Below are 25,327 nucleotides of genomic sequence, written 5' to 3'. Positions count from 1 at the left end.
GAGGAGCGCGTCAGACGGCGCGCTTCTTGAGCTTGCGACGCTCGCGCTCGGACAGACCGCCCCAGATGCCGAAGCGCTCGTCGTTGGCCAGGGCGTACTCGAGGCACTCCTGGCGCACCTCGCACCCGACGCACACCTTCTTCGCCTCGCGGGTGGACCCGCCCTTCTCCGGGAAGAAGGCCTCGGGATCCGTCTGAGCGCACAGGGAGCGCTCCTGCCAGGACATCTCCTCGGCCTCGTCGTCCTGGATCGGGTTGAGCATCAGCAGGTCGTGCATCCGGATCCCTCCTCGACATATCGCACCTCGACCCACGCGATCTCGCGCGTGCGATGTCCACGACCTGCTCGCAAGCAGAAAGACATCACCGAAATTACACGCGTGTCATCCACGATTAGTCAAGCCGAAGGGGTTATACGGTCCCCTGTCCAGGGTCTGCGGCACGGATCGGGTCGATCCGCGCGGGCAGCGGGTCTCCAGCGCCCGGCGCGGTGCTGCGACGTGGTACTGGGCGCCCCGCGCGTCGGGAGAGACTGGACCCATGCACGTCGTCGTCATCGCCCCCTCGCCCACCAGCGCACCGGTCGTCGCTGCCCTCGTCGACGGGCTCCTCGCGCGCGACGAGAGCACCGCGGTCGACGTCGTCGTCGCGACCGCCGAGGACGTCACCGCGCTCGGCCTGCGCGTCAGCGCGACGAGCGACGCGGTCCTCGACGCGCTCGCGGGCCGTCCCGAGCCCGTCGGCACGACCGTGCAGGACGGCCTGCGAGAGACCGGGTCGGGTCCGGGCTGGCTCGAGCTGCCCGATACCGCCGTGGCGACCCACCTGGCCCGCAGCGCGTGGCTGGCCCAGGGCGCGACGCCGAGCGAGGTCCTCGCGCGTCTCGCCGGCGCCGCGGGCCTGCCCGACCGCGTCCGGCTGCGCCCGGTGACCGACGTGCCCGTCGAGACCCACGTCGTCCTCGACGTGCCGGACGGCGAGGCGCCCCAGAGCGCCGTCCACGTGCGGGAGTGGCGCGAGGGCATGGCCGGGCAGCCGACCCCCACCCGCGTCGTCGTCGCCGGGCTCGACCGGGCACCGGCGGCACCGGGCGTCCTCGACGCCGTGCGCTCCGCCGACGCCGTCGTCATCGCCCCGGGCGACCCCGTCCTGCAGGTCGGCCCGGTGCTCGGGGTGCCCGGCATGTCCGACGCGCTGCGCGGCACCTCGGCCGACGTCGTCGTGCTCGACCCGCGCCTGGGCCCCGGCACCGCGTTCGTCGGTCTCGAGGTCGCCGGGCTGCCCGCGACCGGGCCGGCCGCCGCCGGCATCTACCGCGACATCGCCGACGCCTGGGTCACCCCGGTGCCCGAGACGGGCTACGCCCGCGCGCTGCGCGTCGTCCCCACCGCTGCGGCGACCCCCTTCGCCCTGGCCGCCGAGGTCCTCGCCCTCCTCTGAGCGCGCCCCACCTCAGCTTTCCCGCCCAGGGCGGGAAAGTGCGACCTCGGGAAGGAACGGTTCTTGCCCGAGGTCGAAGCTTCCTTCCCGAGGTCACCTGACTCGCGGGCGAAGGGGGATCAGAAGCGGGTCGGGAGGTGGGTCGGCAGCGAGCGGCGGGGGCCGCGGCGCGGGGGTGCTCCCCCGACGGCGCTGATGATCCGGCAGGCGCGGAAGCGGTGCCCGGCGTAGGGGGCGACGAGCTCGGCGAGCTCGTCGTCGTCGCCGATCCGACCGGTGAGCGACCACGTGACGTTGCGGGCGAGGTGGTAGTCGCCGAAGGACACGGCGTCGGCGTCGCCCAGGGCGCGCTGGGCGACCTCGGCGGTCGTCCAGACCCCGACGCCGGGCAGCGCCCGGAGCCGGCGGGTCGCGGCGTCCCGGTCGAGCTCGGCGCACTCCTCGAGCCGGCCGGCGACCTTCGCGGCGTTGACGACGACCCGACTGCGCGCGCCCTCGACCCCGGCCTGCAGCCAGGCCCACGACGGCACGTTCCCCCACCCCGACGCCGTCGGCGGGCAGATCATGCCCTGCTCCCCCGCCGGCCCCGGCGCCGGCTCGCCGAAGCGCGTGACGAGCTGGCGGTAGGACGAGAAGGCCTCACGACCGGTGACCCGTTGCTCGATGACGGCGGGCACGAAGACCTGGAAGACCAGCCGCGACGCGGGCACGCGGTAGCCCGACCACGACGGCCAGCCGGCGGCGACGAGGTCGTGGTGGGGCTCGAATCCCGTCGGGTCGTCGCGCCCGCCGAGCAGATCGGGCAGCGCGTCGAGGAACCACTGCGCACCAGCGCCCCACGCGTGAGCGGTGACCTCGTCACCGGGCACGAGGTGAGCCCCGACGGGGCCGTCGGGCGTCGTCCAGGCGAGCCACCAGTCGCGCCCGACCCGGCGCGAGGTCGGGTCGCCGGCGCCCCGGCGGAAGGGCCCGAGCACGCGGTCCAGCGACACCGGGGCGTCCAGCCCCGGCGGCTGGTGGCGCCGGGTCGCGGTCATGCTCAGATCTTGCGGAAGGTCAGCAGGACGAAGGTGTAGTCGAGGTCGACCCGGGTCCAGTGCACGGGCCGCTCGTCGTGCGCGAGGAGCTCGTCGCTCAGCTCGCCGACGAGCTCGAGGCCGTGACGGCGGGCGGTCGCGACGAGCTCGCGGATCTCCTCCGGCGAGAAGATGTGCACCTGCGAGCCGTAGATGTGCTTGCCGGTCGTGTCCGGCGGGCTCTGGTCGTAGTCGGTGGACAGGACGAGGACGCCGCCGGGGCGCAGCACCCGGGCGGACTCGGCGAGGAAGCCCTCGACGGGGACCCCGTGCTCGATGACCGACATGCACGTGATCGCGTCGAGCGCCCCGTCCTCGAGCCCGGTCGCCGTGACGTCGCCGTAGCGGAAGACCACGCCGTCGCGCGTGACGACGTCGCCGAACTCGAGGTTGATGCCGAGGAGCGACTCCGGCTGCTCGCCGAAGCCGTAGAGGCGCAGCCAGGGCAGGACCGGCGAGTACCGGGCGCTGCCCGCGTCCATGATGCGCGCCCGGCGCGAGCCGTCGTCGACGAGCGAGAGGATCGCGCCGACGGCTCCGAGGGCGTCCCAGTTCTTCGGCAGGTCGCGGTGCAGCGGCAGGCGCAACGAGCGGGCCTCGGCCGTCGCGCGCTCCCACGTCGCCTTGTCGCCGAGCACCGCCGTCGGCGCCACCGAGGTCGGTGCCGGGCGTCCGCCGCCGACCCCGCGCCGGCCCTCGAGCCGGCGCTGCCCCGCGACGCGGCCCCACAGCGCGAGCTCGGCACCGCGCTTGGCGACGGCGAGCAGACGACCTCCGGGAGGTGCGGCCACCTGGCCGGTCGGCTCCGCGGCAGGGGTGCCGGTGGGTCGGTCGGGGTGGACGTCAGACATGGGTATCAACCTTCGAGTCGGGCAGGAGGTGGTGCGCACGTGCCCAGAGCCAGCCGATGCCGGCCCAGGCGACGTCGGCGACGACGCTGTAGAAGCGTGCCACGACGACGACGGCGGTCGCCGCGGCGACCGGCATCGACGTCGCGAGGAGCACGACGAGGACCCCGTCACGCACGCCGACACCAGCGGGCACGACGAAGGAGAACATGCCGATGCCCGCGGCGAGGAGGTAGCCGCAGATGCTCACGAGCGCGAGATGACCGGGGTCGGCGCCGGCGTCGGCGAGCGAGGTCGCCATGACCCAGATCGACGCGCCACCGGCGAGCCACGACAGCGTGAACCACATCGTCGACAGCGCGACCGCGGCGAGCGAGAGGTCGTGCTCGAGCGGCTCACGGCGCAGGAGGCGGAAGAGCAGGGCGATCGCCCGGTTGAGCACCGGGGGCCACAGCGCGACGAGCAGCCCGCCGACGACGAGCACGAGGAACCACGTCGGCAGGTTGGCCTGGCCACGGGTCAGCAGGGCCGGCAGCGCGGGCAGGCCGACGACGATGCCGCACAGCGCCGACAGCGCGATGGTGATGAGCGCGACCACGGCGGTGCGCCGGCGCGGGACCCCTAGCCGGCGGGCCATGTCGGCCTGGGCGACGACCGACCACACCGAGCCGGGCAGGTACTTGCCGAGCTGGCCGACGAAGAAGACGCCGCTCGCCGGGGCGAGGTGCAGCCGTGAGCCGAGGTCGGCGAGCAGCACCCGCCAACCGAGCACGGTGAGGGCCGGCGACACGAGCGCGAGGACGAGCCCGAGCGCGAGCGACCCGGTGCCGATCCGTCGGAAGGACGCGGAGACGTCGTCCCAGCCCCGGGTCAGGGCGTACCCGACCGCGAGGAGGACGAGGGCGAGGAAGGCGACGCGCACGGCGTCGACGACGCGCTTGCGGTTCGACCGGGTGGTGGGCGGGGGCGGCTCGGTGGCGGGCGCGGCCGCTTCAGCAGCACCCGGCTCGGGCGCGACGGGCTCGCTCATCGGCGGCGCAGGGTCAGCCGGACGACGGCGTAGGCGTCCTCGGCGTCGCGGCCCGAGGTGCCCGCGGCGACGTCGGCGGCCCGGCGCAGCCGCGCGGTGAGATCGCCGTCGAGGTCGCCGACGAGCGCGAGACCGGCGTCGTCGGCCCGGGCGATGACGCCGCGCAGGTCCGCGGGCCCGACCGCGTCGTCGTCGGAGCCGCCGACCGCGAGGGTGAGCACGAGGATCCCTCGGGCGCGCAGCGCCCACGACGCGACGGTGACGAGCTCGTCGACGTCACCGGCCGCGGCCCCACCGGGGTGCAGGGCGGTGATGACGTCGAGGCTGGCCGTGTCGAGGTCGAGCAGGTCGAAGGGCGAGCGCCCGCCGGACAGCTCGACCTCGACCGGTGCGTAGCCGAGCGATCGTGCCCACCGGGCGAAGGGGGACCCGGGCCCGGAGAAGTCGAGGACCGTCGCCGAGCGGGCGGTGTCGCCGCCGACGGACAGCAGCGCCGAGACCGCGCCGAGCGCGGCCCAGCCGGCGATCCGGTCGCCGCGGCCGGGCAGGCCGAGCGAGCCGGCGAGCTCGTGGGCCGCCTCGGCCTCGTCGTCGACGCCGAGGACGTCGGTGGGTCGCACCCAGTCGGGCAGGTCGCGGTCGCGCAGGTCCAGGCGCGGCTCCCGGCGGCGCCGGGCCGCCCGGGCGAGGTCGCGCACCGCGCCGAGGCGACGGGCGAAGGGGGCGGCCGAGGGCGCCTCGTCCGGCCCGTCGGAGGCGTCGGGGATCGCGACGGCGCCGTCGGCGGCGACCGCCTCGAGGGTGCCGACGTAGCGGGCCCACGGGCCGTAGAGGTCCGGCGGGCGGACCCCCGCGCGCAGCCGCTCGACCTCGTCGGGGTCGGCGAGGCGCTCGAGAGCGGTGACGAGCGCGTCCTCGTCGTCGGGCGCGACGAGCAGCCCGTCGACGTCGTCGCGGACCTGCTCGGCGAAGGTCCCCACCCGCGAGGCGAGCGCGGGCAGCCCGTGCTGGTGGGCGAGCAGGACGTTCTGCGAGGCGGTCGCGCTGCGGTAGGTCAGGGCGAGGACGTCGTGGTCGGCGAGCAGGGGCGCGATCCGCTCGGCGGGCACGTACCCGCCGTGGATCTCGACCCGTCCGGCGAGCCGGGGGTCCTGCGCGAGCTCACGGATCTGCGCGCCCGCGTCGCCCCACATCTCCCCGGCGACGGTGAGGCTCACGCCCGGCACCCGGGTCATCGCGCGCATGAGGACGTCGATGCCCTTGTAGCCGCGCACCAGCCCGAGGGCAAGGATGCGGGCCGGGCCCCGGTGGGCGGGCCGCTCGACGGGCGCTCCCCCGGGCAGGTGCGGGGGCAGCTCGGAGACGACGACGTGCGAGGCGCCGAGCTCGCGCGCGAGCCGGGCCTGCTCGCCGGAGTGCACGACGACCGCGTCGACGCGGGCGAAGAGCCCGCGCATGATCGCGGCGTCGCCGGGGTGCGGCTCGTGCGGCAGCACGTTGTGGCAGATGACGACGCTGCGCGGGCCGCGACCCGTGCTCGACGTGCGCCCGGCGCCCGCCGCCCGCAGGAGCAGCAGGTGGAGCGGCACGACCGGCGGGATGACGTGGACGACGACGACGACGTCGACGTCGCGCAGCGCACGACCGGCCCGCACGAGCGTGTCCGGGCGCGCCCACGACAGCGAGTGCTCGGTGCCCGGGAAGGGCTCGACGTCGGGCGCCCCGCCCGCGGGGACCGACTGCTCCCCCGGGTAGAGGAAGCTCGGGTACAGGTGCCGCCACGAGACGAGCCGGACGTCGTGCCCGGCGTCGCTCAGCTCGTGGGCGAGCGTCGTCGTGTGGCTGGCGACCCCGCCCTTGTACGGGTGGGTCGGCCCGACGACGGCGACCCGCAGGCGCGCCTGGTCGCTCACGGGCTAGACCGCGTCGCGCGAGCGGACGAGCAGGTCGGCCATGAGCGCGAGGGACCCGATGAGGATGCCGCTCACGACGAGCAGGATCGTGCTCGCCGGGACGTAGAAGGGGTGGCGCACCATGTCGACGACGAGCTTGAGCCCGCCGATGAGCACGAGCCACAGCGCGGGCGGCATGAGCACCCGCAGCGGGTCGAAGTACATGACCATGCGCAGCACCTGGAGGATGTAGCGGTAGGCGTCCTTGAAGAACTTGAACTTCGAGGTGCCGGCCCGCTTCGCGTACGACGTGTAGACGTACTTGATGTCGTGCTGGTTCATGAGGAAGGCCAGCGTGATCGTCGTGACGCACGAGAAGCCGGGGGGCAGCAGGCGCAGGTAGGGCAGCGCGACGGAGCGGCGGATCGCCCGCAGACCGGAGTTGAGGTCCGGGATCCGCTGGCGCGAGAGCCACTCGGCGATCTTGCGGATGACGAACTTCGCCGGGACGCGCGCCCACTTGTGGGTGCCCTCCTCGGTGGTGCGCGCGCCGACGACCTGGTCGTAGGACGGGTCGTCGAGGAGCACCTGGACGAGCTCGGGGATGCGCTCGTTCTCGTAGGTCATGTCGGCGTCGGTCCACACGACGATCTCGCCGCGGGCCTGCTGGGTGCCGATGCGACGCGCGGTGCCCGAGCCGCCGTTGCGGCGGAAGGCGAGGATGCGGATGGCCGGGTAGTCCACGGCCGCGGCGGTGAGCACCTCGAGGGTGTCGTCCGTCGACGCGTCGTCGATGCACAGCAGCTCGTAGCTCAGCCCGCTCTCGTCGAGGACGCGGCTGATCCGCTCGATCTCGAGCATGACGTGCTCGGCCTCGTTGTAGCAGGGCAGGACGACGGTGACGAGCGGGTCGCCCGGCTCGCGCTCGACCGGCTCGCCGGCCCCGACGTGCTCGACGACGGGGTTGCGCCGACCGGGGTGACCGGCGACGGCCGGCGTGACGACGTGGTCCCCGTCGTCGCGCACGGCACCGCTGCGCCCCGGCTGCGGGACCGGGACGGTCGGGTCGGACGACGGGACGGGGGTGGGCCCGGGGCCCTGCATGTGCTCGCTCATCTCGTGAGCGAGGGTATCGCCCGCCGGGTCGGCGGGCCGCATCGTGCCCGAAGGGGTGGTCGGCCCGCCGTGCTCAGCCGGCCGGGGCGAGCCAGACCTGGAGGGGCAGCGGGGTCGTCCCGTCGGGGCGGTCCTCGAGGATGCGCATGTCCTCCTGCACGGTGACGTCGAGGACGAGCTCGCCCGCGGGCAGACCGAGCTCGGGCAGCGACTGCGGACCGCGCGAGGCCACGAGGACGAGACGCCCGCCGGAGGCCTCGACCCGCTCGGCGAGGTCGTCGACGGCGGCCCGCAGCTCCTGCGGGTCGTCGCGCAGCAGGCCCTGGGTGGCGACGGCCGGCACGTCGCACATGCCCCGCGTCACCTGGGCCCACTGGTTGACCGCCCAGTCGTCCGCCGCGAGCACGAGCGTGGCCCCGCTGTCGTGCACGGCACGGCAGTAGGCGTCGACCGCGGCCAGCTCGCCCTGCTCGATGCGCTCGGAGCGGTGCGGCCAGGTCGCCGCGGCGGTGGGGACGGCGGCGGCGAGGAGGACGACCGCGACGGCCGCTGCGGCCAGCCCCCGGCCCGCGGCCCCCGGGGCAGTCGCGAGCAGCCGGCGGCCGAGCCAGGCGGCCGCCACGACGACGAGGAGGAGCACGAGGGGCAGGACGACGAGGAGCCGGCGGTCGGCCCACGGGTGGTCGGGGGTGATGCCGGGTCGCCACAGGGTGAGCAGGCTCGACCCGGTCGCGACGAAGAGCGGGCCGGCCCACGACGGGTAGGGGTCCCCCTTCGCCCACGTCGAGCCCAGCCGCCCCCACAGGGCGGCGAGCGCGAGGAGGGCGACGACGAGGGCCACCGGGCCCACCCACCACGACAGCCACTCGACGGAGTGCTCGGCGTAGGTGCGTCCGCCGTCGACCGGCAGGCCCTGCGCGGCCTGCATCCGCGCGACGTACGTCGCGCCGGGGTCGCTCGGGTCCTGGCGCACCGTCATGACGAGCGGGCGCAGCGCGAGACCGACGCCGACGAGGACGACGAGCGGCGCGAGCACGCGCGGCAGGGTCTTCGTGAGGCGCGTCGGCAGCGACCAGCCGCGCGCCGAGCGGCGCAGCAGGTACCAGCACAGCAGGCCCATGAGGACGACGAGCCCGACGAGGGGCAGCAGGGAGGCGCCGATCTCGCCGAGGTAGCGCCAGCTCATGACGCCCGCGACGGCGAAGCCCGCGAGCGTCGCCCCGACGGAGCCGACGAGCAGCGGCCGCCCCCACGAGCGGCCGCGCGCGAGGAGCAGTGCGGCGACGGGGACGAGGAGCATCGTCTCGCGCAGGGCGTCGATGCGCACGATGCTCGTGCCGCCGACGAGCACCCCGGCGAGCAGCGCGGTGCGCGCGACGCGCACCGCCGTCGGACCGGAGGCCCCGCGGCCGTCGTCTCGCGTCGCGAGGGCCAGGGCGAGGAAGCCGCCGGCGAGGGTGAGCGCGGCGAGCGGCTCGGAGTACGTGCTGCGCGAGGTGTGCAGCCACGGGAAGCACGCCCCGACGAGGAGCACCCCCGGCGTGGCGAGCCAGGCGCCGGCCCGGCCCCGGATGCCGAGGGCCAGGAGCAGCCCGAGCCCGAGCAGCGCGGGACCGGCGAGCACGGCCGGCGCCCACATCGCGAGGTCCGGCCCGCCGAGACGAAGGGGGATCGAGTACGTCAGGGCGGGGCCGGGCATGAACTGCGGCTGGACCGAGGGGTCGTCCGGCGAGCCGATCTCGTAGAAGGCCGGGGACTCCAGCGTCAGCCCCGGCACCGCGAGGGTCTCCGGGCCGCCGATGTCGGCAGGGTCGACGGGCACCGGCCGGCGCGACTCGCGGGCCAGCTGCTCGGTCGCCTGGTAGTAGCTCGCGGAGTCGCGGCGGGGCAGCACCTGCTCGCTGCGGGTCGTGCCGGTCCACACGGTGATTGCGAGGACGGCGAGGACGAGGAGCGCCGCCGGGGCTGCCGGCATCGCGACGGCGGGCAGGTCACGGGTCCCGCGCACGGCCGCGGCGGCGGCGACGACGGCGGTGACGACGCCGACGAGCGGGGTCCAGGCCCCGACCCAGGCGAAGACCGCGCCGACGAAGCCGAGGAGGACGAGCCACAGGGCCGCGGCGAGCACCACGCGGGTGAGCACGGCACCGGCGTCGGTCGTGGTGCGGGAGGCGGTCCGCTCGCGGTCGTCAGGAGCGGTCGCGGCGGCAGTCACGCGCGCCACGGTATCCCGACCACCTCGACCCGACGTGGCACGGTGGTGCCATGCCAGCCGCCTCCCCCGCCGACCTCCTGCCCGCTCTCCTGGCCGACGACCCGGCCCGTCCGCGGATCACCTGCTACGACGACCTGCCCGGCGCGACGGCCGGCGAGCGGGTCGAGCTGTCCGCCCGCGTCCTCGACAAGTGGGTCTCGAAGGCTGCGAACGCGCTCCAGGAGGAGTGGGACGTCGCCCCCGGCTCGGTCGTCGTGCTCGCCGCCCGGCCGCACTGGCGCGTCGCCTACTGGGCTCTCGCGACGTGGGCCGTCGGTGCGACGCTCTCGCTCGTCGAGGTCGACGACGCCGAGGTGGCCGTGAGCGACACCCTGCCCGGCCCGGACGCGGCGACGAGCGTCTACCTCACCCGCGCCTCGCTCGCCCGCTCGAGCGACGTCTCGCTGCCCCCGGGCGTCGTCGACGAGGCGGCCGACGTGTCGGGCTACGGCGACTTCTTCGCCCCCTGGTCGACGCCCGAGCCCGACGGCACCGCGCTCGTCACCGGCACCGAGGAGCTCACCTACGCAGAGCTCGTCGAGGCGGCGGTCCGGCGCTGGCCGGACCTGCCCCGGGGCGGTCGCGTCGACATCGCCCCGGCGAGCACGCGGGACCTCCTCCTCGCGCTCGTGGCCGCGTGGTCCGCGCGAGGCTCTCTCGTCGTCCACGTCGGCGGCACCGACCCCGCGGTGCGGGCGCGCCGGGCCCAGGCCGAAGGGGTGGACCACCAGATCGAGGTCGACCCGGCCTGAGCCGGGTCGACCTCGTCGTGGGTGGTGCGGGGGTGCGTCAGCCGGCGCGGCGGGCGCGCAGCTCGAGCTCGAGGGCCTGCCACGTCATGCCGCCGACGACCCCGGTGCGGGCCATGCCCCGTCGGCCCTGGAGCGCCTTGACAGCCTCGACGGTCTTCGGCCCGTAGGAGCCGTCCGCCCGGACGCCGAGGTAGCGCTGCAGGGTGGTGACGGCGTACCCCTTCGAGCCGGGCTTGATGACCGTCGTGCGGTACTTGAGGAAGGGGTAGTCGCGGGCCTCGAGCGCGTCCCAGGTCTTCGCGTCGACGACGCCGGTGACCTTGAGCTTGCTCGCCCACTGGAAGGAGCGGACGGCCTTCTCCGTGGCCGCGCCGTAGGAGCCGTCGACGCCGATGGCGAGGGCGCGCTGCAGCGTCTTCACCGCGGCACCGCGGGCGCCGGGGGCCAGGACCGTCGACTTCAGGCCGGAGTACTCCGTCGTCGAGCGCACGGTCGGGGTGACCGGCGTCGGCTTCGGGGTCTGGGTCGAGCCGTTCTTCTTGTACGGCAGCCCGGCGAGCGCACGCCAGGCGTTCTCGCCGACGACCCCGTCGACCTTGAGGGTCATCTTGCGCTGGAAGGAGCGCACCGCGGTCGCGGTCTTCTCGCCGTAGCTGCCGTCGGCGGTGATCCCCAGCTTCTTCTGTGCGGCCTTGACCGCCTCACCGGTCGAGCCGAGGCGCAGGGTGGTCTTGAAGTACTTCGCCAGGCTCTCCATGCCGCCGCGCGCGGGGATCTCGCCCAGCGCCACCATCCGTTCCCACGTGCGGGTGTCGAGCACACCCGTGACCGGGATGGACTGCGCCGACTGCCAGCGGCGCAGCGCGGTCTGCGTCGCGGGGCCGAAGGCGCCGTCGGCGGTGACGCCGATGACCTTCTGCGCGAGCTTGACGTCATCCCCCTTCGCGCCGATCTTGAGGGTCGGGTAGCTGTCCGGGGTGACGACCGGGGGTGTGACGGGGGTGCCGCTCGACCCGCCGGGGGTGCTCGTGACGCTCGTCCACGCCTTGCCCGTCCACCACGACGTGCGCTGCATCGCGCCGTCCCAGCTGAAGGAGAAGTGGATGTGGTCGGTGTGCGGGCTCGACCCGTAGTACGGGCGCCAGCCGACGCCCATGTTGTACGTGCCCCAGATCTTGCGGTCCCAGATGATGTACATGACGCCGAAGCGGCGGGCCATCGCGCCGGGGCGGCCTTGCGCGTCGGGGGCGACGAGCCATGCGACGACCGAGTCGGCGATCTCGCGCTGGCGGGGGTCGTTCTTGTTGAGCATCCAGTCCAGGGCGCGCCCCTCGGAGTGCTCCGTCAGACCGGCGTTGCAGTTGCGGCTGATGCCGTAGTTGAGCTGGCTGTAGTGCTGCGACATCAGACGGGCGAAGGCGGTGACGCCCGGCTTGGCCACGGGGTCGCAGACCGTCTGGGGCAGGTACGGCGAGGCGACGTCGAGGTCACCGGGCAGGTTGTTGTTGACGGGCGGCCTCGGGGCGTCCGCCGCGGCGAGCGGGGCCATGACGGGGATGGTCACGGCGGGGACGACGAGGGCACCAAGAACGCGGGCGCTGAGGGACACGCCGGATCCTCCGTTTCAGCAGGCAGATCCGCTGGGCCAGGGGGAGCCCAACGGCGTCTGGCATCAGGTGTCACAGAGGTCCCTGGCGCCACAACGTGCACAGATATCTCACGGCGCACTCCCGACGCGCCAGACCCTCGGGGTGAATTACGTCCCTGTCGTTCCGTGGACGAGCCCACGGCGCGGTGCTGCGGGAGGACACTGCTGCCCGGCCCGTCGGGCCCGCGCCCTGCCCGGGACCGTCCGTCGAGGGCCACTAGCCTGGCGCCATGGACAAGGTCGTCTCCACTGCTGCCGAGGCCGTCGACGGGATCCGTGACGGCGCCTCCCTGGCCGTGGGCGGGTTCGGGTTGTGCGGCATCCCGAGCGTGCTCATCGCCGAGCTGCGACGGACGGGGGTGAAGCACCTGCGCTGCGTGAGCAACAACTGCGGCGTCGACGACTGGGGGCTGGGCCTGCTCCTCGCCGGTGGCCAGATCGACCGGATGACCTCCTCCTACGTCGGGGAGAACAAGGAGTTCGCCCGCCAGTACCTCTCCGGCGAGCTCGAGGTCGAGCTCACCCCTCAGGGCACGCTCGCGGAGAAGCTGCGGGCCGGTGGCGCCGGGATCGCCGCCTTCTACACGCGCACCGGGGTCGGCACGCAGATCGCCGACGGCGGTCTGCCGTGGCGCTACGACGCCGAGGGCGGCATCGCCCTCGCCTCGCCGCCCAAGGAGGTGCGCCCCTTCGCCGTGACGAGCCGCGACGCCGAGGCCGAGGACGGCCGCCGGGTCGAGGAGCACGAGTTCGTCCTCGAGGAGGCGATCTCGACCGACTTCGCCCTCGTGCGCGCCTGGAAGGGCGACCGCCACGGCAACCTCGTCTTCCGCACGAGCTCGCGCAACTTCAACCCGCTGTGCGCCATGGCCGGCCGGCTGACGATCGCCGAGGTCGAGGAGCTCGTCGAGCCCGGCGAGCTCGACCCCGACGAGGTGCACCTGCCGGGCATCTACGTCCAGCGGGTGCTGCCGCTGACGGCCGAGCAGGCCGCCGACAAGCGCATCGAGAAGCGCACGGTCACCCCCACCCCCACGACGCAGGAGGCCTGAGATGCCGTTGACCCGTGTGCAGATGGCCGCACGTGCCGCCCAGGAGCTCGCCGACGGCGACTACGTCAACCTCGGCATCGGGCTGCCCACGCTCGTGCCGAACTACGTGCCCGACGACGTCGAGATCGTCCTGCAGTCCGAGAACGGCATCCTCGGCGTCGGGGCCTACCCCGCCGAGGACGCCGTCGACCCCGATCTCATCAACGCGGGCAAGGAGACGGTCACCCTGCGCAAGGGGGCGAGCATCTTCGACTCCGCGACGTCCTTCGGGATGATCCGCGGCGGCAAGGTCGACGCGGCGATCCTCGGTGCCATGCAGGTCGCGGCCAACGGCGACATCGCCAACTGGATGATCCCCGGCAAGATGGTCAAGGGCATGGGCGGCGCGATGGACCTCGTCCACGGGGCCCGCAAGGTCATCGTCCTCATGGAGCACGTCGCCAAGGACGGCTCGCACAAGATCGTCGCCGAGTGCGACCTGCCGCTCACCGGCAAGGGCGTCGTGCAGCGGGTCATCACCGACCTCGCCGTCATGGACCTCACCGAGGACGGCGTTGTCGTGCGCGAGCTCTTCGACATCTCCCCCACGGACCTACAGGACAAGACGGGCGTGGCGCTGACCTTCGACCTCGAGGGCTGACCCCCTCGCCGGTCGAGGTGCGACGAAGGAGCCTCGAGACACCCAGCCACCTTCGCTGGCCGAGCCTCAAGACCACCCAGCCCCCCTCGCTGGTCGAGGTGCGAGACCACCCAGCCCTCCTCGCTGGTCGAGGTGCGAGGGCGCTCAGCGCCCGAGCCTCGAGGCCACCCGGCGGCTCACGACTCCCGCGCGGCCCACAGCCAGGCCGTCGGCACCTCCTGCGTCGTGCCGACGGCCCGCACGCGGACCCACGACGGCGCGCGCTGGAGGGCGGCCGCCGTGGCACCCGGCAGCGGAGCGGCCCCGACGAGCACGACCTCGCCGAGCCCTCCGGCGACCGCCCGATGGAGGACCCGGGCCGAACCCGCCGGGGCGAGGACGACCTCGGTGCCGCCGACGGAGCGCACGAAGTGCTCCCCGACCCGGCCGGCGACCTCGGCGTCGTCGTCACCCGGCAGACGGACCGTCCTCAGACCCGCCCCGGTGAGCGAGTCCTCGACGGCCTCCGAGACGTGCGCGGTACCGCCGAGCAGGTGCGCCGACGTCACCCCCGCTCGGCCCACCGCCGCCCGGGTGCGCCACGGCAGCTGCGTGCTGCCCGCGACGACGACCGGCTCGCGCAGACGTCGCGCCGCCCCGGAGAAGGCCGCACCGGCCGAGCGCCCCGTCGTCGTCGTCACCGCGACCGCCCGCACGGTGCGCCGCGCGGAGATCTGCTGCAGGACCGCGGCAGCCACCGAGTCGACGTCCGAGCCGCCGAGGCGCACGACGACGAGGCCCCGCGAGCGCAGCGCGCGCAGCACCCCGTCCTCGACCGTCGCGTGCCCACCGACGACGTAGGCGGTGCGTATGCGGCTCCCCCGCCGGTCCAGCTCCGCCGTCGTCGCAGACCCCAGGCCGCGGCGACCGGTGAGGAGCAGCGGGGCGTCGAGGGTGCCGGCGAGCGGCTGGGCGACGAGGGCGTGCAGCGCGTCCTGCTCGTACTGGCTGGCGAGGACCACGCTCGTCGCGCTCGTGGGGACCGACCGCGCGATCGCGACGGCCAGCCCGGGAGCGCCCGCGCCCGACGTCCGCGCGTCGGCACGGCGCAGCGCCGTCGACGGGAGGCCGAGGGACTGACGGAGCGCGACCCCGGTCAGCGTCGCCGTCGCGCCGCCCGAGGAGGTCGCCCTCGCGGTGGCCGCGGCATGGCCGGTCGCCCGGTCGGAGAGGTCGAGGCGCACGACGTCGGGCAGGCCGAAGGCCGCCGCGAGGCTCGACTGCGAGATCGTCCGGGTCCACGAGCGGTAGGGGTTCTCCGCGCCGAGGCTCGCGGGGTCGTAGCGGCTGCGCAGGTAGGGCCGCGCCGCTCCGAAGACCTCTCCCCCGTCGAGCGACCACCCGCCGTTGCTCGACGAGTACAGCGCCTCGATCACCTGGCCGCCGTAGCGCGGGACGTACCCCGTCGAGGACGAGCCGGTCGCCCGCACGGCCGCCTGCCAGCGCGGCCAGGCGGTGAGCTCGCCGCCCGTGGGCACGGGGTGGAAGACCTGGTCGGCGACGGTGTCGGTGACGTGGCAGGCGCACTCCGGGCGCAGCCCGGCGGAGATCTTGCGCATCGCGTACGCCCGTGCGGCGGCGGCCTGCGCCTGGAGTGCCGACGACGGCCAGCTCCACGGCACCTCGCGGATCTGGTCGAGGTACTCGTCGTGCAGCCGGACCCAGAGGACGGCGTGCACTCCCGCGCCGGCCGAGGGGGTGAGGACGAGGCGGCCGTACCGGTAGAGCGACCCCGAGACCTCGAGATCGGTCCGGGCCGCCCAGGTCGTCGCGGTGATGCTCGACCCGGTGAGCGGCGCCCAGGAGCAGGACGAACAGCTCGCGACGACCGACGAGCCGCTGCGGGTGACGACGACCGTCGCGCCGCCCGGGGCGCTCACGGTGCGCGAGCCGGCGATGAGGGTGAGGGTGCCCCCTCCGCTCGCCGTCGCGCGCCCGACGAGCCGCGACTGCGCCACCGACTGCTCGAGCGAGACCGCGACCTGCTGGGTGTCCGGGACGGCGTCGTAGGTCGTGCCGGCGTAGTAGTGCGCGAGGATCTGGCGCGCGCTCCAGCCCTCGTCGGCGAGGTGCTTCGCCCCGTACTGGCTCATGCCCACGCCGTGCCCGAAGCCCGACCCGCTGATCTGCCACTGCGCCGGCACGACGACCGCCGCGTCCGCGGCCGGCGCACGGCCCGGTGGCGCGGCGGAGGTCGGCGCCGCCATCGGCACGAGGAGCACAGCGGCGAGGAGCAGGGCGGGCAGTGTGCGAGGCGAGATCATGGCGGGACCGGCTGCTCGAAGGGATCTGCGGGGCATCGATCGTAGTCCCGCGGGCCGCCCCGCGACAGGCCCTCAGCGGATCTGGTCGTCCCCGCCGTCGGCGAGCGAGGCGGGGCTGGTGAGGAAGCCGATCCCCCACGCCCAGTGCATCGTCGCGATCGCCAGGGGCACCCGGGCCCGCACGGCGGGGGTCTCCCCCTTCGCCACCACCCAGCCGCCCACGGTGACGGCCGCGGCGTAGCCGAGCGGCACGACGAGGGCGGGCCGCCAGCGCAGCCCGACGACGGTCGCGGCGAGGGTGCCGGCGACCATGACCGGCGGGGCGAGGTAGCGCGCGTTGGCCGTGCCCGGGTGACGACGGGCGACGACCCGGCGCCACCGGCCGTAGCCGCGGTACTGCGCGGCGAGCCGGCGCACCGTGCTGCGCGGGCGGTAGGTGACGACGAGGTCGGGGGTGAACCACACGCGGCGGCCCTGCTGGCGGAGGCGGTGGTTCATCTCCCAGTCCTGGGCCCGCGAGAAGTGGGGGTCGTACCCGCCGACGGACTCGAGGGCCTCCCGCCGGAAGACCCCGAGGTAGACCGTGTCGGCCTCGCCCGCGCCCCCGCCGACGTGGAAGCGGCTGCCGCCGACGCCGAGCGGGCTGCGCATCGCCGTCGCGACCGCCCGCTCGAAGGGGGTCGTCCCCCGGGCGTCCATGATCCCGCCGACGTTGTCGGCGCCCGTCTCGTCCAGGACGCGGACGGCGGTCGAGATGTACGACGGGGGGATCTCGGCGTGGGCGTCGACGCGGGCGACGACCTCGCCGGAGGCCGCGGCGATGGCGGCGTTGAGCCCGTCGGGGGTGCGTCCGCTGGGGTTGGGCACGGTGAGCACCCGCGGGTCGGCGGCGGCAAGACGTGCGGCGAGCTCCTCGGTCCGGTCCGAGGAGGGCCCGACGGCGAGCACGACCTCGACCCGGCCCTCGTAGTCCTGCTCGAGGACCTGGCGCACAGAGGCCTCGAGGTGACGCTCCTCGTCGAGGACGGGCATGACGACGCTGACGGCGGGGAGGGGGTGCGGCACGGGCCCAGTATGGCCGTCCACGGTGTTGCTGCGAGCGAGCACACGGCTGCGCCTCGTACCCTGTCCGGCATGCCTGAGCACCCCCGCCGGCCCCGCCGCCCCGAGGACGGACGTCGCGACGACGACGCGATGACCTTCGACGTGCGGCGCGGCCGCTCCCGCTCCACCGGGGGTTCGCCGACCCCTCGCGAGCGGCCGCAGCGGCCTCAGCGCCCCGCCCAGGGCGCGGCCAAGCCCGCCCCCAAGCCCACCTCGAAGCCTGCGCCGAAGCAGCCCGCCGACCGCCCGCGCCGCCGTCCTGAGCCGGCCTCGGGCCGCGCCGACGACACCGCCCGCGCCATCCCGACCGGCAGCCGCGCTGCCCGTCCCGCGGGGTCACGCCCCCAGGGCCAGTCCCGCCCGCGCCAGCAGGGCCGGCCCGACGAGGGGGCCGAGCCGCGCACCCGCGTCATGCCGGTGGCCGGCCAGGCCCAGTCGCCGCGCCCGGAGCGGCCCCGCCGTCCGGAGCGGCCCCGCCGTCCGGAGCGGCCCGCGACCGACGACCGGGGTCGTCCCGGGGGCCCGACCGGCCCGACGAGCACCGGTGGGGGCCGGCGCCGCCGCCCCCTTCGCACCGCCGGGATCGTGCTGCTCTGCCTCGCCCTCGTGTGGGGCGGGGCGACGTACTGGGCCGTGAGCTCGGCGTGGGGCGAGGTCAACAAGGTCGACGCGACCCCGAGCGGCGACCGCGTCGCCGAGGGCGACGGGCGCAACGTCCTGCTCGTCGGCAGCGACTCCCGCGAGGGCATGACCCGCGAGGAGCGCAACCGGCTGGGCACCGGCCAGGCCGAGGGCAAGCGCACCGACTCGATCATCGTGCTGCACACCGGCGGCGACCGGCCGGTCCTGCTGTCGATCCCCCGCGACTCCTACGTCGAGATCCCCGGCCACGGGATGAACAAGATCAACGCCGCCTACTCGATCGGCGGGGCCAAGCTGCTCGGCGAGACGATCGAGGCCAACACCGGTCTGCACATGGACGGGTACATGGAGATCGGCTTCGGCGGCTTCGCGCAGGTGGTCGACGCCGTCGACGGGGTGTGGATCTGCGTCCAGCGCGACATGGACGACCCCAAGGCGCACATCGACCTCAAGAAGGGCTGCCAGACCCTCGACGGCAAGACGGCCCTCGGCTACGTCCGGGCGCGCTACTCCGACCCCGAGGGCGACATCGGCCGCGCGAAGCGTCAGCGCCAGTTCCTCGGCTCGCTCATGGGCGAGATCGCGACGCCGGGCACCCTGGTCCAGCCCTGGAAGCTGCGCTCCCTGGGCCAGCAGTCGGGCGGCGCCCTCACCGTCGGCGAGGACGACTCGATGATCGAGACCGGTCGCGCCTTCTGGGCGATCCGCTCGGTGTCGAAGGGGGAGGGCGACTCGATCGTCGTCCCGATCTCGAACAGCAACCTGCCCACCCCCGTCGGCTCCGCCGTGCAGTGGGACACCGAGAAGGCCCCCCAGCTCTTCGACGACCTCAACCACAACCGCCCCCTGAGCATCGACCCCTCGAAGGGCTGAGCCGTCAGACCCTGGCGGGCCGTCGCACCTCGACCACCACGGCCCCCTTCGGTCTCCACCCGATGCGCTCCGCGCCACGACTGCCCGGTAGCGTCGCGCCCATGCAGAAGATCGGTGTCGTCGGGTGCGGGCTCATGGGTGCGGGCATCGCGGAGGTGTGCGCGCGAGCAGGCAGCGAGGTCGTCGTCGTCGAGTCCGACGACGCGCGCGCCGAGTCGGGCCGCGCCCGCCTCGAGAAGTCCCTGCGCCGGGCCCAGGAGCGCGGCAAGCTCGACGACGCCGGCGCCGTGCTCGAGCGGATCCGGGTCGTCACCGATCTCACCGAGCTCGCCGACCGCGACATGGTCGTCGAGGCGATCCTCGAGGAGGAGTCGGCGAAGGTCGCCCTCTTCAAGCAGCTCGACGAGATCGTCACCAGCCCGGACGCGATCCTCGCCTCGAACACGAGCTCGATCCCGATCATGAAGCTCGCGACGGTCACGAAGCGCCCCAGCCACGTCCTCGGCGTCCACTTCTTCAACCCGGTCCCGGTGCTCAAGCTCGTCGAGCTCGTCCCCTCCCTCATGACCGACGCGCAGACGACCGAGCGCGCCCGCGACTACGTCGACAACACCCTGGGCAAGCAGGCCATCACCTGCCAGGACCGCGCCGGCTTCGTCGTCAACAGCCTGCTCATCCCCTTCATCCTCAGCGCGATCCGGATGTACGAGTCCGGCTTCGCGACCGCCGAGGACATCGACTCCGGCCTCGTCCTCGGCGCCGCCCACCCGCAGGGCCCCCTCGCCCTGGCCGACCTCATCGGTCTCGACACGACGATGGCCGTCGCCCAGTCGCTCTACGAGGAGTTCAAGGAGCCGCTCTACGCTCCCCCGCCGCTGCTCGCGCGCATGGTCGACGCCGGCCTCCTCGGTCGCAAGACCGGCCGCGGCTTCTACACCTACGAGCAGTAGACCGAAGGGGGACGCCCCCAGGTCGCGCAGAAGCCCCCGCCGGTCTCGGCGGGGGCTTCTGCGATGTCCGACGAAGGGGTGTCGGGCACACCGGGGTCTCGGCTGGGCGGGGAGGACGCCGGCCGGTCAGGCGCGAGCCGGCTCCACCGGGCTCTCGATGCTCTCCTCCGCGGCGCGTGCGGCGCGCTGCGGGATGAGCAGGGCGACCCCCGCGGCGAGCGCGGCAGCGGCGGCGCCGAGCAGGAGGCCGACCTGGAAGCCGGACTCGCTGGGCAGCGGCACTCCCCCGAGGTCGGTCGTCATGTGCGAGAGGACGACGCCGATGACCGCGGACGACACCGTGGTGCCGATGGAGCGCATGAGCGTGTTGACGCTGTTCGCCGACGCGGTCTCGGAGATCGGGACCGAGCCCATGATGAGCGCGGGCATGGCGCCGTATGCGAAGCCGACACCGGAGCTCATGAGGCACACGGCGACGAGCAGCCCCCACGTCGAGCCCATGAGCGCGATCGCGCTGAGGTACCCGAGCGAGACGATCAGCGCACCGAGGGCAAGAGTCGTGCGCGGGCCACGGGCGTGCGAGAGCCGGGCGCCGACCGGCGAAACGAGCATCATGACGATGCCGCCCGGGGCCATCCACAGCCCCATCTGGAGCATGTCCTGGCCGAGCCCGTACCCGGTCTGGGTGGGCAGCTGGAGCAGCTGCGGGACGACGAGGCCCTGGGCGTACATCGCGAAGCCGACGACGACCGAGGCGAGGTTGGTGAGCAGCACGACCGGCCGGGCGGTGACCCGCAGGTCGACGAGCGGCTCGGGCGTGCGCAGCTCGTAGGCGCCCCAGACGAGCAGGACGACGATGCCGACCACGAGCGGGACGAGGGTCCGGCCGCTCGCCCAGCCCCAGTCCGCCCCCTTCGTGATCGGCAGCAGCACGCAGATGAGGCCGACGCCCAGGCCCAGCGCGCCGACGACGTCGAAGCGACCGCCCGCGGTCACCCCGGACGCGGCAGGAAGCGGTGGACGAGGAAGGCCACGACGAGCGCGAGCACCGCCGCGCCCCAGAAGAGACCGCGCCAGCTGCCGTACTCGGCGACGGCCGCGGCTGCCGGCAGGCCGAGCGCTCCGCCGATGCCGAGCGAGGCGCTCATGAGGGCGATCGAGCTGCCCAGCCGCTCCGGCGGCAGCAGGTCGCGCATGACGCTGATGCCGAGCGGGATGAGACCCATCGCGGCCCCCTGGAAGGCGCGCCCGACGATCATCGGCACGACGCTCGAGGCGGTGGCGCACACGACCGACCCGACGACGAGCAGGGCGGTGCACCCGAGCATCACCGGTCGCTTGCCGTAGAGGTCGCCGAGGCGTCCGCTCACCGGCGTGACGACGGCGGCGGCGAGCAGCGTCGCGGTGATGACCCACGTCGCGTCGGTGGCCGTCGTGCCGAGCAGCTGCGGGAGGTCCCCGATGAGCGGGACGACGAGGGTCTGCATGAGGGCGGCGACGATGCCGGCGAAGGCGAGGACGGGGACGATCGCGCGCGGCGACGCCGCGGGCGCGGGGAGGGTCTGTGACACGGATGTGTACGGTACATAGGATGTGCACGATGCACAAAGCCGGGTGAGTGCGCCCGCACCCGCTCCGCCGACGAGGGACGAGGCCATGACGCACGACGGGCGCCACGAGGCGCTGGAGCTCGAGACGATGCTCCTCAGCCGCTACCTCCTGCCCGGGCGGCGCCCGCCGAAGCGGGTGCGCCACCTCGAGCGCAGCGCCTACACGCTGCTGCGACGCCTCCAGTCGCAGGGCCCGATGACCATCGCCGAGCTCAGCGAGGCCCTCGACCTCGACGTCTCCACCCTCAACCGGCAGACCGCCGCGATGCTGCGCTGCGGAGACCTCGAGCGCGTGCCCGACCCCGACGGCGGGGTCGCACGCAAGTTCCGCCCCACGCCGGCCGGCGAGGAGCACCTGCGGCACGACCTCGGCGCGAACGTCGACGGCCTGCGCCGGGTCGTCGGCGACTGGCCCGAGGAGGACCTCGACGACCTCGTCCGGCTGCTGCGCCGCTTCAACGGCGACATCGAGCGCCTCCACGGACGCCCCTGGCCCCGCGGCTGACGCCGCCCACGCGGGACGGTCTCCCCCGTCAGGACGGCGAAGGGGCGCCCGTCACCTCACGCGAGGGTGAGGAAGAGCTTCTCCATGGCCTCGCGGTCGGCAGGGTCCACGCCCTCGGGCGCCGTGAGGCACTGCTCGAGACCGGTGGCGACGATCGCGAAGCCGGCGCGGTGCAGCGCGCGGCTCGCCGCAGCGAGCTGGGTGACGACGTCCTTGCAGTCGCGACCCTCCTCGATGAGGCGGATGACCCCGCCGATCTGCCCCTGCGCCCGGCGCAGCCGGTTGATGACCGGACCCATCTCCTCGATGTCCAGCACGACCATGTCAGCCCTCTTCTCTCGTCCGCATCACCTGTCGCCAGGCCTGCTCCGGACCGTACCCGCCGACGACCGGCGGATCGATCTCCGCTTTGACAATTATACCCCCGGGGGTATCTACTCATCGATATGACACCGCAGATCGTCACCATCGAGACCCCGAGCCTCGGCGACCGCTCCTACCTCGCCCACGACGGGCAGGTCGCGGTCGTCGTCGACCCGCAGCGCGACTTCGACCGCATGCTCGCCGCCGCCGAGGAGGCGGGTGTGCGCATCACCGACGTCTTCGAGACGCACATCCACAACGACTACGTCACCGGCGGTCTCGCGCTGGCCGAGCGACTCGGCGCGCGCTACCACGTCAACGCCGAGGACGAGGTCGCATTCGAGCGCGAGCCGATCCGCGACGGCGACGTCATCGAGGTCTCGCCGTCGATGCGGGTGCGCGCGATCTCCACACCGGGTCACACCTACACGCACCTCTCCTACGCGCTGGAGTCCGTCGACGAGACCGGCGAGGTCGCCACCGCGGTCTTCACCGGCGGGTCGCTGCTCTTCGGGGCCACCGGCCGGCCCGACCTGCTCGGCGCCGACCACACCCACGACCTCGTGCACCACCAGTACGCGTCCGCGCAGCGCCTCGCGCAGGAGCTGCCCGACCAGACCGAGGTCCTGCCCACCCACGGCTTCGGGTCCTTCTGCTCGGCCGGCTCGACCGGGGGCTCGACCGAGTCGACGATCGGGGTGGAGAAGCGGCGGAACCCCGCGCTCACCCAGGACGAGGAGGCCTGGGTGGCGAGCACCCTCGCCGGTCTCGACGCCTACCCGACGTACTACGCCCACATGGCTCCGTCGAACAGCGCCGGTCCGGACGCCCCCGACCTCTCCGCGCCGGAGACGGCCGACAAGGAGACGCTCGCGTCGCGGATCGCGGCGGGCGAGTGGGTCGTCGACCTGCGCACCCGCACGGCCTTCGCCGCCGGTCACGTCGGCGGGACCCTGAACTTCGGCCTCGACGGCCAGTTCGCCACCTACCTCGGCTGGCTCATCCCGTGGGGGACCCCGCTCACCCTGCTCGGCGAGAGCCCGGAGCAGGTCGAGCAGGCGCAGCGCGAGCTCGTCCGGATCGGCATCGACCTGCTCGAGGGCGCGGCCACCGGGACCCCTTCGGACTGGACCGACGAGCCGCTCGGCAGCTTCGAGCGCGCGGTCTTCGCCGATCTCGCCCAGGTGCGCCACCACCGCCCGGTCCAGGTCCTCGACGTGCGTCGCGCGAGCGAGCACGCGGGCGGGCACGTCGACGGTGCGCTGAACATCCCCCTGCAGGAGCTCCTCGACCGCCTCGACGAGGTCCCGGCCGGAGAGCTCTGGGTGCACTGCGCGGGCGGCTACCGCGCCTCGGTCGCCGCCTCGGTGCTCGCCGCGCACGGCAGCACCGTCGTCGCGGTCGACGACAGCTTCGACGAGGCCGGGCCCGCCGGGCTGCCCGTCGTCACCGGCTGACCCAGCACCACCCCTCACCCCACCCAAGAAGGAGATCCATCATGTGCCGACAGGCCACCTGCCGCGTGTGCGGCAAGACCACCTGGGCCGGTTGCGGCCAGCACGTCGACCAGGTCATGGCCGGCGTCCCCCGCGCCGACCGCTGCCCCGGCCACGCCGCCGAGGCCAAGACCACCACCCCCGGCGCCGGAGTCCTCTCCCGCCTGCTCGGCCGCGGCTGAGCCACCCGAGACCCCGTCGGGGGCGTGTCCCCCCTGTCCGCCTCCGACGGCCTCCCCCCTCGACCCCGTCGGGGGCGTGTCCCCCTGTCGCGCCTCCGGCGGCCTCTCCCCCAAGGAGCCACCCCATGCCCCTCGTCGTCATCCCGCTCGGGTTGCTCGTCGGGCTCGCCCTCGGCGCGCTCGGCGGGGGCGGGTCGGTGCTCACCGTGCCCGCGCTGGTCCAGGTGCTCGGCGTCGAGCCGGCCGTCGCGACGACGAGCTCGCTCGTCATCGTCGGCATCACCGCGCTGCTCTCGCTGCCCTCGCACCACCGCGCCGGCCGCGTCCGGGTCGGGCAGGGTCTGACCTTCGGGCTGCTCGGCACCGCCGGCTCGCTCGCCGGGTCGACCGCCGCCCGGTCGGTGCCCCCGGCGGTGCTCATGACCGCCTTCGCGGCGCTCATGGTGCTCGTCGCCACCCTCATGCTGCGCCGCAGCGGACGAGCGGCCGGGCAGGCCGACCCCTCCCCCTTCGAGCCGATGATCACCCTCCGCCCGCTCACCTGCGCCTGCCCCCGCGTCCTGCAGCTGCTCGCGGCGGCGACGCTCGTCGGCCTGCTCACGGGCTTCCTCGGCGTGGGCGGGGGCTTCGTCCTCGTGCCGGTGCTCGTGCTCGTGCTCGGCTTCACCATGCCCGTGGCCGTCGGCACCTCGCTGCTCGTCGTCTCCGTCAACAGCGCGACCGCGCTCGCCGCCCGCCTGCACCAGGGCGCCGGCGACCTGCCGTGGGGCGTCGTCCTCGGCTTCTCGGCCGTCGCGGTCGTCGGCAGCGTCCTCGGCAGCCGGGTCGCCGACCGCGTCCCCGCCGGCCGCCTCTCGCAGGCCTTCGCCGTGCTCGTCCTGGTCGTCGCGGCGATCACCGCGGTGCAGCACGTGCCCGACCTCCTCGCCTGACCCGCTCCCCCTTCGGCCCCTCCTCGAGGAGGACACCCATGACCTCCACCGACACCCGTCCCACCACCCTCGACGCCGCCCAGGTCCGCACCTGGCTCGAGCAGCCCGACGGACCGCGCGTGCTCGACGTGCGCACGCCCGGCGAGTTCGCCGCAGCGCACATCCCCGGCTCGTACAACGTCCCGCTCGACCTCGTCACCGAGCACCGCCGCGAGCTCGCGGAGCAGATCGACGAGGACGTCGTGCTCGTGTGCCGCTCCGGCGCACGCGCCACCCGGGCCGGCGAGGCCCTCTCCTCGACCGGCCTGCCCCACCTGCACGTCCTCGACGGAGGGGTCCAGGCCTGGGAGGCCGCGGGCGGCGACCTCGTGCGCGGCGACGGCACGTGGGACCTCGAGCGTCAGGTCCGCCTCGTCGCCGGCGGCATCGTCCTCACCGGCGTGCTCGCCAGCACCGTGCTCCCCGCCGCGAAGTGGGTCTCCGCCGGGATCGGCGCGGGCCTGACCGGAGCAGCCCTCACCGACACGTGCGCGATGGGCATGCTGCTCTCGCGCCTGCCGCACAACCGGCGGCACTCCCCCGAGCTCGAGGACGTCCTCGAGCAGCTGCGGGACTAGCGC

24 protein-coding genes are annotated in these 25,327 nt (G+C 74.4%); 11 read left to right on the top strand and 13 right to left on the bottom strand.

Going from position 1 to position 25,327, the window contains the following annotated elements; all coding sequences use genetic code 11:
- Positions 1–10 precede the first annotated feature (10 nt).
- Positions 11–277 (bottom strand): WhiB family transcriptional regulator, encoded by a 267-nt coding sequence (locus L6241_RS08100; protein WP_068273506.1) that lies wholly within the window; start codon positions 275–277, stop codon positions 11–13.
- Positions 278–539: 262 nt separating this feature from the next.
- Between L6241_RS08100 and L6241_RS08095 the strand changes: the two genes are divergently transcribed.
- On the top strand, positions 540–1,439 hold the full coding sequence (locus tag L6241_RS08095; RefSeq protein ID WP_368245679.1) for a 2-phospho-L-lactate transferase CofD family protein: 900 nt from the start codon (positions 540–542) through the stop codon (positions 1,437–1,439).
- Positions 1,440–1,558: 119 nt separating this feature from the next.
- Here the strand turns inward: L6241_RS08095 and L6241_RS08090 are convergent, their stop codons facing one another.
- The 6 genes from L6241_RS08090 to L6241_RS08065 form a co-directional block, all read right to left on the bottom strand.
- A complete protein-coding gene (locus L6241_RS08090) occupies positions 1,559–2,476 on the bottom strand; it encodes a DNA-3-methyladenine glycosylase (protein ID WP_229300720.1) in 918 nt (305 codons plus the stop codon).
- Between the two features lie 2 nt (positions 2,477–2,478).
- The gene (locus L6241_RS08085) at positions 2,479–3,366 is read right to left on the bottom strand and encodes a methyltransferase domain-containing protein (protein WP_368245678.1); all 888 of its coding nucleotides are present in this window, start codon (positions 3,364–3,366) and stop codon (positions 2,479–2,481) included.
- Positions 3,359–4,393, bottom strand: a complete 1,035-nt coding sequence (locus L6241_RS08080) for a lysylphosphatidylglycerol synthase domain-containing protein (protein ID WP_368245677.1) — start codon at positions 4,391–4,393, stop codon at positions 3,359–3,361. The genes L6241_RS08085 and L6241_RS08080 overlap by 8 nt, the downstream gene beginning before the upstream one ends.
- Positions 4,390–6,306, bottom strand: a complete 1,917-nt coding sequence (locus tag L6241_RS08075) for a glycosyltransferase (RefSeq protein WP_368245676.1) — start codon at positions 6,304–6,306, stop codon at positions 4,390–4,392. Before L6241_RS08075 ends, L6241_RS08080 begins: the two co-directional genes overlap by 4 nt.
- A gap of 3 nt (positions 6,307–6,309) precedes the next feature.
- Complete coding sequence (locus L6241_RS08070) at positions 6,310–7,401, bottom strand: glycosyltransferase family 2 protein (protein WP_225212872.1); 1,092 nt, start codon at positions 7,399–7,401, stop codon at positions 6,310–6,312.
- Between the two features lie 73 nt (positions 7,402–7,474).
- Positions 7,475–9,616: a hypothetical protein gene (locus L6241_RS08065; protein ID WP_368245675.1), complete on the bottom strand. Its 2,142-nt coding sequence runs from the start codon at positions 9,614–9,616 to the stop codon at positions 7,475–7,477.
- Between the two features lie 50 nt (positions 9,617–9,666).
- On the opposite strand from L6241_RS08065, the gene L6241_RS08060 reads away from it, so the two are divergent.
- Positions 9,667–10,407, top strand: coding sequence for a TIGR03089 family protein (locus L6241_RS08060; RefSeq protein WP_368245673.1), 741 nt, complete (start codon positions 9,667–9,669; stop codon positions 10,405–10,407).
- A 37-nt stretch (positions 10,408–10,444) separates the two neighbouring features.
- Here the strand turns inward: L6241_RS08060 and L6241_RS08055 are convergent, their stop codons facing one another.
- Positions 10,445–12,016, bottom strand: coding sequence for a peptidoglycan-binding protein (locus L6241_RS08055; protein WP_368245672.1), 1,572 nt, complete (start codon positions 12,014–12,016; stop codon positions 10,445–10,447).
- A gap of 269 nt (positions 12,017–12,285) precedes the next feature.
- Here L6241_RS08055 and L6241_RS08050 point away from each other — a divergent pair, with 269 nt between their 5' ends.
- Both L6241_RS08050 and L6241_RS08045 read left to right on the top strand, forming a co-directional pair.
- Positions 12,286–13,107: a CoA transferase subunit A gene (locus L6241_RS08050; protein WP_251718601.1), complete on the top strand. Its 822-nt coding sequence runs from the start codon at positions 12,286–12,288 to the stop codon at positions 13,105–13,107.
- Position 13,108: 1 nt separating this feature from the next.
- Positions 13,109–13,747, top strand: a complete 639-nt coding sequence (locus tag L6241_RS08045; protein ID WP_368245671.1) for a 3-oxoacid CoA-transferase subunit B — start codon at positions 13,109–13,111, stop codon at positions 13,745–13,747.
- Positions 13,748–13,923: 176 nt separating this feature from the next.
- Here the strand turns inward: L6241_RS08045 and L6241_RS08040 are convergent, their stop codons facing one another.
- The gene (locus L6241_RS08040; RefSeq protein ID WP_368245670.1) at positions 13,924–16,050 is read right to left on the bottom strand and encodes a cell wall-binding repeat-containing protein; all 2,127 of its coding nucleotides are present in this window, start codon (positions 16,048–16,050) and stop codon (positions 13,924–13,926) included.
- A 72-nt stretch (positions 16,051–16,122) separates the two neighbouring features.
- Entirely contained in the window at positions 16,123–17,115 is a 993-nt protein-coding gene (locus tag L6241_RS08035; RefSeq protein WP_308222048.1) for a glycosyltransferase family 2 protein, read from the bottom strand.
- A gap of 69 nt (positions 17,116–17,184) precedes the next feature.
- Between L6241_RS08035 and L6241_RS08030 the strand changes: the two genes are divergently transcribed.
- Together L6241_RS08030 and L6241_RS08025 are read left to right on the top strand one after the other, a co-directional pair.
- Entirely contained in the window at positions 17,185–18,669 is a 1,485-nt protein-coding gene (locus tag L6241_RS08030; RefSeq protein ID WP_368245669.1) for an LCP family protein, read from the top strand.
- A gap of 101 nt (positions 18,670–18,770) precedes the next feature.
- Positions 18,771–19,619, top strand: coding sequence for a 3-hydroxybutyryl-CoA dehydrogenase (locus L6241_RS08025; protein WP_068273482.1), 849 nt, complete (start codon positions 18,771–18,773; stop codon positions 19,617–19,619).
- Between the two features lie 126 nt (positions 19,620–19,745).
- Here the strand turns inward: L6241_RS08025 and L6241_RS08020 are convergent, their stop codons facing one another.
- Positions 19,746–20,615, bottom strand: a complete 870-nt coding sequence (locus L6241_RS08020) for an MFS transporter (RefSeq protein WP_308222049.1) — start codon at positions 20,613–20,615, stop codon at positions 19,746–19,748.
- Positions 20,612–21,190 (bottom strand): MFS transporter, encoded by a 579-nt coding sequence (locus L6241_RS08015; protein WP_368245668.1) that lies wholly within the window; start codon positions 21,188–21,190, stop codon positions 20,612–20,614. The genes L6241_RS08020 and L6241_RS08015 overlap by 4 nt, the downstream gene beginning before the upstream one ends.
- An 85-nt stretch (positions 21,191–21,275) precedes the next feature.
- Here L6241_RS08015 and L6241_RS08010 point away from each other — a divergent pair, with 85 nt between their 5' ends.
- Complete coding sequence (locus L6241_RS08010) at positions 21,276–21,734, top strand: MarR family winged helix-turn-helix transcriptional regulator (protein ID WP_123091119.1); 459 nt, start codon at positions 21,276–21,278, stop codon at positions 21,732–21,734.
- A 56-nt stretch (positions 21,735–21,790) separates the two neighbouring features.
- Here L6241_RS08010 and L6241_RS08005 read toward each other — a convergent pair whose 3' ends face one another.
- A complete protein-coding gene (locus L6241_RS08005) occupies positions 21,791–22,057 on the bottom strand; it encodes a metal-sensitive transcriptional regulator (RefSeq protein ID WP_368245667.1) in 267 nt (88 codons plus the stop codon).
- A 123-nt stretch (positions 22,058–22,180) separates the two neighbouring features.
- Here L6241_RS08005 and L6241_RS08000 point away from each other — a divergent pair, with 123 nt between their 5' ends.
- The 4 genes from L6241_RS08000 (at position 22,181) to L6241_RS07985 (ending at position 25,324) form a co-directional block, all read left to right on the top strand.
- Positions 22,181–23,554 (top strand): rhodanese-like domain-containing protein, encoded by a 1,374-nt coding sequence (locus L6241_RS08000; protein WP_368245666.1) that lies wholly within the window; start codon positions 22,181–22,183, stop codon positions 23,552–23,554.
- A gap of 41 nt (positions 23,555–23,595) precedes the next feature.
- Positions 23,596–23,775 (top strand): hypothetical protein, encoded by a 180-nt coding sequence (locus L6241_RS07995; RefSeq protein WP_191564565.1) that lies wholly within the window; start codon positions 23,596–23,598, stop codon positions 23,773–23,775.
- Between the two features lie 125 nt (positions 23,776–23,900).
- Positions 23,901–24,707, top strand: coding sequence for a sulfite exporter TauE/SafE family protein (locus L6241_RS07990; protein WP_368245665.1), 807 nt, complete (start codon positions 23,901–23,903; stop codon positions 24,705–24,707).
- A gap of 38 nt (positions 24,708–24,745) precedes the next feature.
- A complete protein-coding gene (locus tag L6241_RS07985; protein WP_252975012.1) occupies positions 24,746–25,324 on the top strand; it encodes a rhodanese-like domain-containing protein in 579 nt (192 codons plus the stop codon).
- The last annotated feature ends 3 nt before the right edge of the window (positions 25,325–25,327 follow it).

Source organism: Janibacter sp. Y6 (assembly GCF_040900765.1).
In the GTDB taxonomy this organism is placed as follows: Bacteria; Actinomycetota; Actinomycetes; order Actinomycetales; family Dermatophilaceae; genus Marihabitans; species Marihabitans melonis.
This window is presented reverse-complemented; position numbering and strand designations above follow the sequence as displayed.